Genomic DNA, 11,342 nt, shown 5'->3' with positions numbered 1-11,342 from the left:
GTTGGTTCTGTTGGAGCGCCTGACCGGCAAATCCTGATATTTTCAGACGGAGAGAGTTTTTGAAAGCAAAATGGATAATTGTTAGTGCTGGTGTACTGGTTGTCGCCGGCGCAATGCCTTGGGCTGTGGGGTACGTAACAGAGCAGCAGTGGCAACAGGTTACTCGTGAACTAAACCAGTCGCAGCCGTTTGTGCACATGCAAACAGAAGATTACCGTCGAGGCTTTTTTGGCTCGGAATTGGACGGCACTGTCACGTTGTTCAACCCTGAAGATGGTGACACTCACCAGATTGAGTACCGCGCCAATGTGACTCATGGGGTTGCCGGCAGCTTTTTGGAGTTTGAGCCGGTTGGTGGCTGGGCACCTGAGGGCAGTGATTGGTTTCAGGAGCGGCCAAGGCTGACTCTGGAAACACGCCTTTGGGGCACGGCCGTGATTGAGCTGGAAGCGCCGGCCATAGCCATTGATAACCCTGAAAGCGGTGAGTCGCTCAGAACCAGTGGTGGCGTTGCTCGGGTCGAAATCAGTAACGCAGGTACCCAGGCGGAAGCATTGATAGTCTGGCCGCAGCTGAGCCTTTCAGGGCCTGACATGACCGTGCGCATCAATGACTTTCGTGCTGAGCAGAGTATGGCTCATCTGAGTGGCGATGTCTGGACAGGAACCATGGAGGCAGGGGTTGCTTCTGTTGCGTTAATGTCTCCCGATGCACCCCCGATAACACTCGAAGATTTGGCGGCACGGAGCAGTACAGAAGCAAGTGACGACGGGGAACGCCTGAACTCAAAGATATCCCTTGAGGCGAGACAGGTTCGTGTTGAAGACGAGGTTTATGGGCCGCATAAGCTGGTGTTTGCGCTGGAAAACCTTGATGTTGCGAGCTGGAGCTTGCTCACAACCAGCATGGCAGAGCTCCAAGGCATGATGCTGGCACAAAATGCCGGTGGCCGTGAGGCATTTGAGCAGCAGATGGCAGCTATGCAGCAGGTTAATACCGCCATGCGTGATCTTGCCGCGGCAGGGTTCTCGATCGGGTTTCCGGAGTTGGCTCTGGATACGCCTGAAGGAGAAGTAACGGGAAATGCTGTAATTAAACACCCAGAGCTTTCGGAGGATCAGAAAGCAGAAATGTTGATGATCATGCAGCAGTTAACCGGTGAAATGAATTTGAGTATACCCACAGTGCTGGTGGAAGATTATCCCCTTGTGCGTATGCAGCTCGCGCCATTGATCAAACAGGGTTTACTGGTGCCCAAGGGAGACCGGCTAGTACTGGCAGCCAAGCTCAACGACATGGTCGTTGACGTGAACGGTCAGGAAATCCCACTGCCGCCCTTGTTATAAAACTTTGCAAGATAAAAAACGCCCCAACCGGGGCGTTTTTTATTTGGAGGCAGTTCAGGCTTTACTGAACTTTTCTTTCAGCGCCGCTTCTACAACCGGGTCAACAAACTCTGACACATCGCCTCCCAAGGAGGCAATTTCCCGGATAAGGCTCGAGGAAATGTATGAGAGATGATTGGAAGGTGTTAGAAACACACTTTCCAGCTCCGGTGCCAAACGGCGGTTCATATCTGCAAGCTGAAACTCATACTCGAAATCGGAAACGGCCCGCAGGCCACGGAGAATCACTGTAGCGCCTTGGTCACGCACAAAATCCGCGAGCAGGTAGCTGAAGCCGGTCACGCTAACGTTTGGAATATGAGCCGTTGCTTGCCGAACCAACTCGCAGCGCTCCTCTATATTCAGTAATGGCTTTTTCTTTGAGTTGTAGGCCACGGCAACAACAACCTCATCAAACATGCGGCTCGCCCGCTCAATAAGATCGGTGTGGCCGTTGGTGATTGGGTCAAAGGTGCCGGGTAAATGACTTTAGGCATGCACAGCTCCTTTTTAAACAGGCGCCCAGAATATCAGCATTCCAGCGGTTTCTGTAGGCCCGACCGAGAGCCCGGCGCTGGCGCGCCGATAGCTGCCCGCCGGGCGTGTCATGCTTTCAGTCGTTGGGCCAGTCGAACGCTGTTTCGCGCAGCCAACGCATAAACCGACAACTGCGGGTTGGCGCCGATGCTGGTCGGGAAAATCGACGCGTCGTGTACGCTGAGATTGCTCACGTGATGATGCTCGCCAAAACCGTTGACCACCGATTCCTCCGGGTTGCTTCCCATAGCGCAGCCGCCCATTTGGTGTGCGGTGAACAGGCGAACCCTGTGAGGCTCCATGGAAAAGCCATCGATCGCGGCTTTGGCATCGGCCCAACTGGAATACCAGTCAGAATCCAGGTGCATCAGGCGAACTCGGTCCGCACCAGCGGCAAACTGGATTTCAGCCATGGTGTAGAAGGCTCTGCGAAGGCCCTTCCACAGATAATCGGTGACCGGGTAATCTAACATCGGGCTACCATCGTCACGCAGGGATACCGTGCCCCCAGGGCTGTCCTTGTGAAAACCGTCCCGCATTAGCGCGATCACTGATTGCATCCAGGGTAAGCCGGCCAGGTTTTTAGCTTGTTGATCCCCATGGCCCGGGACAACACCTGCCGACATCGCCGGGTGCAGTGGTGGCACCTCCAGCTTATAACCCGCTTCTCCGTCTACGCCATTGCGAAAATTGAATTCGTCAGAGTAGATGGACTGTGGTGCACCGTAAAAGGGATCCACCCGCTCTGGCATTTGCGCAACACTGGCGTTGACCGGGTGAATAAATGACCGCTTGCCAACCCGCTCATAGGGGTCGGGCAGATCAGATCTCAGCAGCAGACCGGGCGAACCTATGGCGCTTGCGGCAACCACAAAGTGCCTGGCTTTCAGTGTTACCGTAATGTTGGTAGGTGTGATGCCGTCGCTGGCCATAGCGGTGGCCTGCAGGGCGTCAATTCGGCCCTGCTTCATCACCAGGCGGTCCGCGCGCAGCCCGTGGTACATGCGGGCGTTATGGTCAAGCGCACCAGGAATAGTGGTTGTCAGTGCGCCCTGCTTCGCATTGGTAGGGCAGCCTACGCCACAGTAACCAAGGTTCCAGCAGCCTTTGACGTTGCGCGGGATAACCTGCCAGCTAAAGCCAAGCTTCTCGCAACCCTGACGTAGTACGTCGTTGTTAAGGTTGGGATCCACCCGCCAGGGAGATACAGAGTGACGGGTTTCACGGCCCTCAAACCAAGGGGCCATGGCTTCCGGGCTCAGCGCGTCCAGGCCAAACTGTTTGGCCCAATAATTGAGCGTTGCATCCGGAGTACGGAAGCTGCTCGTCCAGTTGACCGTTGTTGAGCCGCCCACACAGCGTCCCTGCAAAATCGAAATGGCGCCGTCTTTGGTCACTCGGCTCATGCCTTCTTGGTAGAGGTTTGCGTAGGACGTGAGCTCGTCCATTTTAAAGTCTTTCTGGTAATACAGACGGCCTTCTTCTACCAGAATAACGGAGAGGCCGCTTTTAGCGAGAATTTCGGCCGTTGTGCCGCCACCAGCGCCGGTGCCGACAATAACGACATCGGCTTCTGCGGTCTGGTTTTCAGTAAGAGTGGCGCCGTCGGTGACTTTCCAGCCGGATTCCAGACCCTGAGCAATTCGGTCGGTGAGAGACATGATGGTAGCTCCGTGTTTAAGCTATAGCAGCAGGCTGATAATCAGGCGTTGCGAAATTGTGGCAGGGCTTTAACGGCCCACTCAGGCGGCCCGGGATAACCCGAAAGGTGCCAGTTTTCCGGGTACCCGTAAAATGCCACGTTGCTGATTTTGGTGAGGGCCATGTAGCCGTTATTGAACAGCCCGATACTGCTTGATCGCCAGCGATCGAGAAACGCATTGGCCTGCTTTGTGGTGACATTTGGCCAAGGTGACCAAACTCGTGCGATGGTGATCCGGGTGAAACCGAAGTTAAGCAAGTCAAAAAGCTGTCGGAGCTCTTTTTGATTGGCTGGCCCAAATTTGTGAATGCCTGCATCAATGCGTTCGACCGTGCCGGCAATAGCCATGCGCCTATGTTGGGGCTGCTCCGGAATTGCGGAGCCGAGGATGGCCGGGAGCAGGGCTTCAAACAGATCTATGTCATCAGCTGTCAGAAACTGGAACTGGTAACGAGCGTCCATCCGCGTTTCAACGGCACCAAGCCGGCCGGTCGGAGTGGTTGCACAGCCGCTGAGGCCGGCGGTTACACTCACCGTGCCCAAAAACAAGGCGCCGCCCAGTCCGGTGCGAAGGAAGCTGCGCCGGTTCAAGTGTACAGAATCCAGCTCTTGGGTTGGGGGATGGGGTTGGTCATAATCGGCTCGCTCTTATTTTGTATTTGGTAATCACCGGGGCACGAAGGCCCCGGTTGCAACGCAGGAAGCTCAGCGAATAAAAAGCTTGTAGATCATCTTGTGTGCAGCTGTCCCGTACGGAGGATAGGCGAATTTGCCGCTGTTGAACTTCTGTTTGGCAAAAATAGCACGCTGGTGCGAGAAGGTCAGGAAGCCTTCTTTGCCATGGTAGTGGCCCATGCCGGAATCGCCTATGCCGCCGAAAGGCAAGTCGTCCTGAGCCACGTGCATCAATGCATCGTTGATGCACATGCCTCCTGAAAGGGTATTGTCGATCACCTGCTGTTGTTCGGTGCGGTCGTAACCGAAAAAGTACAGCGCCAGCGGGCGCGGGCGATCGTTCACATACTGGATTGCTTCACTGAGGTTGCCATAGCTCACGATCGGTAGAATGGGTCCGAAGATCTCATCCTGCATGAGCTTCATGTCGGGTGTGCTTTTCAGCACCAGGGTAATTGGGATTTTATAGGTCCCGTCTCCCAGGTTTTCCTGAGCCGGATTGAGCTCGATCAGTTCGGCGCCCTTGGCCCTGGCATCTTCCAGATAGCCTTTTAGGCGGTTGTACTGACGCTCATTGATAATCGCTGTGTAGTCGTCGTTGTCCCGCAGCGACGGGTACATCTTTGAGAATTGCGCACGGAACTCATCTACGAAGGCCTGAGTGCGATCAACTGGGCAAAGTACGTAATCTGGTGCAACGCAGGTTTGGCCAGCGTTAAACGCTTTGCCGAACGCAATGCGCTGGGCCGCGTCCTCCAGAGGCACATCCGGCGAAACGATGGCGGGTGATTTACCACCCAGCTCCAGGGTAACCGGTGTCAGGTGCTCTGAGGCTGCCCGCATCACCAGTTTGCCCACGGAGGTGGAACCGGTGAACAACATGTGATCAAAAGGCCGCGCGGAGAAGTCGGCGGCCACATCGGCTTCGCCATTGATGACTGACACCAGATCTTCCGGGAAAGTGTCCTCGATAAGCTCTTTGAACAGAGCTGATGTATGAGGCGTAAACTCCGACATTTTGATCATGGTGCGGTTACCCGCTGCAAGCGAGGCGACCAGAGGCCCAACGGCCAGATAAAGCGGGTAGTTCCAGGGCACGATCACGCCCACAACGCCTTTTGGCTGGTAACAAACCTTGTTGCTGGCGGGCTGGAACAAGATGGATACGTGCCGGCGGGAGGGCTTCATCCACCCTCCAAGATTTTTCAGGGTGTAATTGATGCCCTGAATTGAAGGCATGACCTCTGCAATCAGGGATTCATCCCGCGAGCGGCATGAAAAATCCCGGTCAATGGCCTCCAGAATGCGATCCTGGTATGACAGTAGTGCCTGCTTGAGGCGCTTCAGGTTTTCCCGGCGTTCGGTCAGCGACGGCGCCGGGTTCGTGTGAAACGCCGTTTTCTGAGCCTCGAACACCCGGTGGGTATGCTGAATGTGTTTTTTGCTCTCAGTGGTCTGAACAGCGCTGGCACCCATGGTGTCCTCCTTGTGGCGCCGCCTTTGTGCGGCGGCAACCTGATGTTTTGTGTTGGCGAAAAAACGCTCAATTTGCACTTGAAGGTATTATTAGAGTATATACTCTAGGGAGTCAAGCGGGCCCAATGGCGAATCAGGCCATCTGTGAGCTGTAAAACAACAAACACCGATGAGCTTATGAAAACCAGAGACAAAATACTGTTGTCGAGCCTGGAGCTATTTAATGAGCAGGGCGAGCGAAACGTAACAACCAACCATATTGCTGCGCACCTGGCGATTTCGCCGGGCAATCTCTATTACCATTTTCGAAACAAGTCCGACATTATTTACGAGATATTTCAGGAATACGAAAAGCTGGTGGATTTCTATCTGGATATTCCAGAAAACCGGCCCCTCACCCTGTCTGATATGACGTTTTACCTGGAGTCGGTGTTTGATGGCTTATGGAGTTACCGGTTTTTTCATCGGGACCTGGAATATCTGTTAGATAGAGATCAACGCTTACGTAATGACTATCGGGAATTCACCAACCGGTGTCTCGCGGCCATAAGTCGTATTTTCGAGAAGTTGGCAGATGGCGGTATTTTAGAGCCTCAATCTGAAATTCTTCGGTCGGCCATGTCGCTGAACGTTTGGTTGGTGATCACCAACTGGATGGCGTTTCTGAAAACGGCCCATGCGGCCAAGCCTCCGCCAGCCTAACCCTCCTGGAGCTGAAACAGGGCATTTATCAGGTGCTGACGTTGGAGATTCCCTATCTTACGCAGGCGTACCGTGAACAGGTTATGGAGCTGCGAGAGCAATATCGACCAACCATGCCAGAGCAAGACGGGGGGTGCGAAGCCTCAGCAGACTGAGTGCGCCGCAAGCATCGATAGAAAAAATAGCGTGAAGCCGAATAGGCCTGGAACCTTTACCCGTTGGGAAGGTCACAGTGGTTGGTGCTGGAAAATCGGACATTTCCGGTGCCTCCTGAGTGAGTTCTCAGGTTTTAACACGTCGTAACCCCTGACGTTTTACCGGCCTGATTTTTTACAGGCCGGTTTTTTCTATGCCGTTACAGATTTTCTGTAGAGCCTTCCAGCCAATCTGTCAGTGCGGCCCGGCATTCATCAACGCCGCGCTTGGACGTTGACGAGAACATAACCAAGTGCTCAACACAGGTAAACGCCTCAAGCTTTCGGGTGATCTCCAGCATGGTGTTTTTCGCTTGCCCGAATTTCAGTTTGTCCGCTTTCGTGGCCAGAATCATCAACGGCAGCTTGTTATGTTCGCACCATTCCACCATCATTTGATCGAATTCAGTGAGTGGGTGACGAATATCCATCACCAGAACCAGGCCGCGCAGGCACTGGCGGTTGTTCAGGTACTGTCCGAGATGCTTCTGCCAGTCATCCTTCATGTCCCTGGATACTTTGGCGTAGCCATACCCAGGCAGATCCACAAGCCGGGTATGCTCACGGTTCAGGGAAAAAAAGTTGATCAGGCGCGTGCGTCCGGGCGTTTTACTGGTGCGGGCCAGCTTGCCAATTGCGGTGATTGCATTCATGGCACTGGACTTTCCCGCGTTTGAGCGCCCGGCGAAGGCCACTTCAGCGCCTATGTCTGTCGGGCAGTCTTCCAGTCGGGGCGCGCTGACCAGGAAGCGAGCGCTGTTAAAGGAGATGCTTTTTTGAGTCAGGTCAGAGTCCACAGCGGTTGGCTTTCCTTTGGATTTCAGTTATCAGGGATTAATGTATAATGCTACACCAATTCCGGGCGGTACGCTTGGCGTAACCGCTGTCAGCCTTGGTTTTTGAGCCTGACTGAACAGCGCCTGCCGGCTGCAAACTAAGAATATTTTCGAGATGAGAGAGGCGGAGCGAGCATGAAGAAACTGATCGCAGGGTTTGTTTTCGGCGTTGGCCTTACAGCTATGGCGCATGGAGCAGGTGATCCTGAAGCGGGCAAGCAGAGTGCGGCAGCCTGCCAGGCGTGTCATGGAGAAGGTGGGGCAAAGCCGATTATGGGGGCCTACCCTAAGCTTTCCGGGCTAGGTGAAAGATACTTGTATGACCAGTTGGTGGCCATTCAGGAAAATGCACGCTCTATACCGGAAATGACCGGCCAGCTTGATGGTAAATCCGACCAGGATCTTCAGGATCTGGCTGCGTATTTTGCCAAACAGGATATGGTCGTAAGCCAGGCGGACCCCGAGTTGGTAGAGAAGGGGGCTGCGGTATATCGGGGCGGTAATATGGCCTCGGGCGTTCCGGCCTGTGCTGCCTGTCATAACCCGCAGGGTAAAGGTAATGAGCCTGCTGGTTACCCGCATCTTGGGGGGCAGAACGCCGAGTATCTGGCCAAGCAATTACAAGCATACCGTGACGGCACTCGAGCCAACGGCTCTAATGCGGCCATCATGATGGACGTTGCGTCCAGGCTAACCGATGCAGAAATTGAGGCGGTAGCCAGCTACATTTCTGGTTTGAACTGAACCGGACATTTGGCACTTGAAAAACCCCGCTTATTGCGGGGTTTTTTGTCTTTCGGTTATGTAATACGCGAACCGTGGAACTTTTCAGGTTCGGCGGGTCATAATTCTCTTATAACGACATTTATAAAATTTGGAGATACCTCATGTTTCGAGCACTCAGAACGGTTGGCTTTTTGTTGGCGGCCCTGGCTGTATTTGGTCAGGCCAATGCAGCTGACTGGAAGGAAGGAACGCATTATAAAAAGCTGGACACCCCGGTGCGCACAGACAGTAGTTCAGGCATCGAGGTGGCAGAAGTGTTCTGGTACGGCTGCCCGCATTGCTACAACTTCAAGCCGCTTGCCGAAAACTGGGAAGCCAATGCTCCGGATGACGTAAACTATGTGCGTATCCCGGCCGCTCTGGGCAGGTCCTGGGAGCCGCACGCACGGGCCTTTTATGCGCTTGAAGCCATGAACTCGCTGGATAAAGTGCACGATGCGCTGTTCGAGGCTCTAGCGGGCCAGCGTCGGCCACTCAATGACGGTGAGTCCTTAGCAGATTTCGTTGCCGAGCATGATGTTGACCATGATGAGTTTCTTAATAACTACAATGGTTTTGGCGTGAATGCGCGCATGCAGCAGGCGCAGTCAAAAATTCGGGGCGCGCGCGTTACCGGTACACCGACTATGCTTATAAACGGCAAGTACACAACCAGCGCCTCCATGGCTGGCAGCCTTGAGTCTACGCTTGAAGTTGTGGATTATCTGGTAGAAAAAGAGCGCGCTGCAAAGTAATAGGCCATTGCTTGGGGCGGAATGTTCACTGGCGGGCTTATCCTGCCGGGCAGGACTGCAGAGTTACTATGTATAAACGCTTCAGAAAGCAGCTAGACGGTTTTACAAGTGCCCGGGACGAGTCGAAAGGCTCGAACTCGGGCCTGGAGCACGTGCCAGCATTTGAGCCCCTGCGTCATCTCCGGCTGCTGACCTTCAATATACAGGTGGGTATTAGTACCTCATCCTATCGCCACTACTTGACCAGAAGCTGGCAGCATTTCCTTCCCCATCGTAATCGCATTCAGAACCTGGATCGCATCGCCTCGTTGCTCAGCAACTATGACGTCGTTGCGCTGCAGGAGTGTGATGGTGGAAGCCTGCGCAGCGGGCATATTAATCAGGTTCAGTACCTTGCTGAGGCAGCGGGTATTCCTTATTGGCATCAGCAGCTAAACCGTAATTTGGGTCAGATTGCTCAGCACAGCAATGGTTTGCTCAGCCGTTTTCGGCCACTCGATGTGAAAGAGTACAAATTGCCCGGGCTGATTCCGGGGCGGGGGGCCATAGTTGCCCGTTATGGTACGGAAGAAGACCCTCTGGTGCTGGTGCTGATGCACTTGTCTTTGAGTAAGTCGGCGCAGCAACGCCAGCTTGGTTTTATCAGCGAGTTGATTTCCAAGTATCGGCACGTGGTTCTGATGGGTGATATGAATAATCACGCTGAGGAGTTACTGACTCGTACGCCGCTAAAAAACACGAATTTGGTGCCTTTGCCAGACACAGCTCACAGCTTTCCCAGCTGGCGACCTGAAAAAGCGTTGGATCATATTTTGGTAAGTCCAAGCCTTAAGGTTAGTCGCTCAGAGGTGGTGAGCTATCCCATGTCAGATCACTTACCGATTGCTATGGATATAGCTTTGCCGGATGGGTATCTGGAAAAGTTCTGAAGCACCCACAATAAGCATCCACAAAAAACCCGACGATCTGCCGGGTTTTTTTGTGGATGCCGGATCAGGAATTACTTGATCTTGGCTTCCTTGTACGCAACGTGCTTACGGACAACCGGATCATACTTTTTGATCTCGATTTTTTCCGGAGTGTTACGTTTGTTCTTCATGGTCGTGTAGAAGTGACCCGTGCCTGCTGAAGATACCAGCTTAATTTTTTCGCGCATGATGCGGCTCCTTAAACTTTCTCGCCGCGGGCGCGAAGATCGGCCAATACAGCGTCAATACCATTTTTATCGATGATGCGCATGCCTTTGGTAGACGTGCGCAGCCTTACGAAACGCTTTTCAGACTCAACCCAAAAGCGCTTGCTTTGCAGGTTGGGCAGAAAGCGACGACGGGTGTGGTTCATCGCGTGAGAAACATTGTTACCGGAAACCGGACGTTTACCGGTTACCTGACAAACTCTGGACATACTTGCCTCCGACCTGAGCAATGGTCTTAATAAATACAAAATCGATTTTAGTGCGTCTCTGGTTGCCGAGGAGCGACTACGCCCCTGTTTGCGCCGCTAAACTAAACGCTGCTCGCCAGACGCCGCCAGAAAGGGACGCTTTTATACCAGAACCAGCGCCCCAACGCAAAAAATTGTTGGGAATTTGGCCAATTTCTGTGCATCTTTCATTATGACGGCTCACATCAATCCACGTTCCGCGAGGGATATTACCTCACCATGGCCAATTACCATATGGTCAAGAACCCTAATATCCACTAAACCAAGTGCTTCTTTTAATCTTTTGGTCAAGGAAATGTCAGCCTGGCTGGGTTCTGCCACGCCAGAAGGGTGATTGTGGGCAAAAATAACAGCGGCGGCATTATCTTCCAATGCCTGGCGAACCACCTCTCTGGGATATACGGCGGCGCCGTCTATGGTGCCCCTGAACAGTTCCCGGTACTGGATAACTCGATGACGATTGTCCAGGAACAGCCCTGCAAACACTTCGTGGGGATAGGTGCCCAGGCGGCTGGTGAGGAAGCGCCGGGTGTCTTCTGGTGAGCGTAGCGGGTCACCTTGGCGCAGGGGTTCGTCCATGACTCTCCGGGCCATTTCCATGGCAGCCTGAACCTGCGTATATTTTGCGGGCCCTAATCCTTTTACTTCGCAGAATTGCCTGCGGGAAGCGGTAAGGAGCCCGCGCAACCCGGAAAATTCCTGGAGCAAAAAGCGTGAGAGCTTCATGACCGGCATGCCGGCGGTGCCGGTACGGAGAAAAATGGCGAGCAGTTCTGCGTCAGAGAGGCTTTCTGGCCCGTGCGCAAGCAGTCGTTCCCGGGGGCGTTCGTCCATGGGCCAGGTAGAGTCGGTCATGTTAGCTTCCTTGCGTA

Annotated in this window: 13 protein-coding genes and 1 pseudogene; 5 read left to right on the top strand and 9 right to left on the bottom strand. The window is 53.8% G+C overall.

The window, feature by feature from the left end; genetic code table 11:
- Positions 1–59 precede the first annotated feature (59 nt).
- Positions 60–1,346, top strand: coding sequence for a DUF945 family protein (locus BCA33_RS02865; protein WP_083394615.1), 1,287 nt, complete (start codon positions 60–62; stop codon positions 1,344–1,346).
- A 54-nt stretch (positions 1,347–1,400) separates the two neighbouring features.
- On the opposite strand, the gene coaD is transcribed toward BCA33_RS02865, so the two are convergent.
- From coaD to BCA33_RS02845, 4 genes are all read right to left on the bottom strand, one after another.
- Positions 1,401–1,805, bottom strand: coding sequence for a pantetheine-phosphate adenylyltransferase (coaD, locus tag BCA33_RS02860; protein WP_254774131.1), 405 nt, complete (start codon positions 1,803–1,805; stop codon positions 1,401–1,403).
- Positions 1,806–1,990: 185 nt separating this feature from the next.
- Positions 1,991–3,583 (bottom strand): GMC family oxidoreductase, encoded by a 1,593-nt coding sequence (locus tag BCA33_RS02855; protein ID WP_071263353.1) that lies wholly within the window; start codon positions 3,581–3,583, stop codon positions 1,991–1,993.
- Positions 3,584–3,624: 41 nt separating this feature from the next.
- Positions 3,625–4,215 (bottom strand): hypothetical protein, encoded by a 591-nt coding sequence (locus tag BCA33_RS02850; RefSeq protein ID WP_254774130.1) that lies wholly within the window; start codon positions 4,213–4,215, stop codon positions 3,625–3,627.
- 114 nt (positions 4,216–4,329) lie between these two features.
- Entirely contained in the window at positions 4,330–5,775 is a 1,446-nt protein-coding gene (locus tag BCA33_RS02845) for a coniferyl aldehyde dehydrogenase (RefSeq protein ID WP_071263349.1), read from the bottom strand.
- A 177-nt stretch (positions 5,776–5,952) separates the two neighbouring features.
- Between BCA33_RS02845 and BCA33_RS02840 the strand changes: the two are divergent.
- A pseudogene (locus BCA33_RS02840) lies at positions 5,953–6,632 on the top strand (TetR/AcrR family transcriptional regulator).
- Here BCA33_RS02840 and BCA33_RS20430 read toward each other — a convergent pair.
- Together BCA33_RS20430 and yihA are read right to left on the bottom strand one after the other, a co-directional pair.
- Positions 6,559–6,735 carry a hypothetical protein gene (locus tag BCA33_RS20430; protein WP_175469684.1) on the bottom strand — a complete coding sequence of 59 codons (177 nt, stop codon included), beginning with the start codon at positions 6,733–6,735 and terminating at the stop codon, positions 6,559–6,561. The pseudogene BCA33_RS02840 and the gene BCA33_RS20430 sit on opposite strands and share 74 nt — an antisense overlap.
- 97 nt (positions 6,736–6,832) lie before the next feature.
- Entirely contained in the window at positions 6,833–7,468 is a 636-nt protein-coding gene (yihA, locus tag BCA33_RS02835) for a ribosome biogenesis GTP-binding protein YihA/YsxC (protein ID WP_071263348.1), read from the bottom strand.
- 174 nt (positions 7,469–7,642) lie between these two features.
- Here yihA and BCA33_RS02830 point away from each other — a divergent pair, with 174 nt between their 5' ends.
- The 3 genes from BCA33_RS02830 (at position 7,643) to BCA33_RS02820 (ending at position 9,956) form a co-directional block, all read left to right on the top strand.
- Positions 7,643–8,251, top strand: coding sequence for a cytochrome c (locus tag BCA33_RS02830; RefSeq protein ID WP_071263346.1), 609 nt, complete (start codon positions 7,643–7,645; stop codon positions 8,249–8,251).
- 143 nt (positions 8,252–8,394) lie between these two features.
- Positions 8,395–9,027: a thiol:disulfide interchange protein DsbA/DsbL gene (locus BCA33_RS02825; protein WP_071263344.1), complete on the top strand. Its 633-nt coding sequence runs from the start codon at positions 8,395–8,397 to the stop codon at positions 9,025–9,027.
- A gap of 68 nt (positions 9,028–9,095) precedes the next feature.
- On the top strand, positions 9,096–9,956 hold the full coding sequence (locus BCA33_RS02820; protein ID WP_071263343.1) for an endonuclease/exonuclease/phosphatase family protein: 861 nt from the start codon (positions 9,096–9,098) through the stop codon (positions 9,954–9,956).
- A 71-nt stretch (positions 9,957–10,027) separates the two neighbouring features.
- Here the strand turns inward: BCA33_RS02820 and rpmG are convergent, their stop codons facing one another.
- From rpmG to radC, 3 genes are all read right to left on the bottom strand, one after another.
- Positions 10,028–10,183: a 50S ribosomal protein L33 gene (gene rpmG / locus BCA33_RS02815; protein WP_071263342.1), complete on the bottom strand. Its 156-nt coding sequence runs from the start codon at positions 10,181–10,183 to the stop codon at positions 10,028–10,030.
- A gap of 11 nt (positions 10,184–10,194) precedes the next feature.
- Positions 10,195–10,431, bottom strand: a complete 237-nt coding sequence (gene rpmB / locus BCA33_RS02810) for a 50S ribosomal protein L28 (RefSeq protein WP_071263340.1) — start codon at positions 10,429–10,431, stop codon at positions 10,195–10,197.
- Between the two features lie 219 nt (positions 10,432–10,650).
- The gene (radC, locus tag BCA33_RS02805; RefSeq protein ID WP_071263339.1) at positions 10,651–11,325 is read right to left on the bottom strand and encodes a DNA repair protein RadC; all 675 of its coding nucleotides are present in this window, start codon (positions 11,323–11,325) and stop codon (positions 10,651–10,653) included.
- Between the last annotated feature and the right edge of the window lie 17 nt (positions 11,326–11,342).

The sequence above is a fragment of the Marinobacter sp. AC-23 genome, from assembly GCF_001858325.1.
Classification (GTDB): Bacteria; Pseudomonadota; Gammaproteobacteria; order Pseudomonadales; family Oleiphilaceae; genus Marinobacter.
Note: the sequence above shows the minus strand (reverse complement) of the source record. Positions and strands in the feature narration are given on the sequence as shown.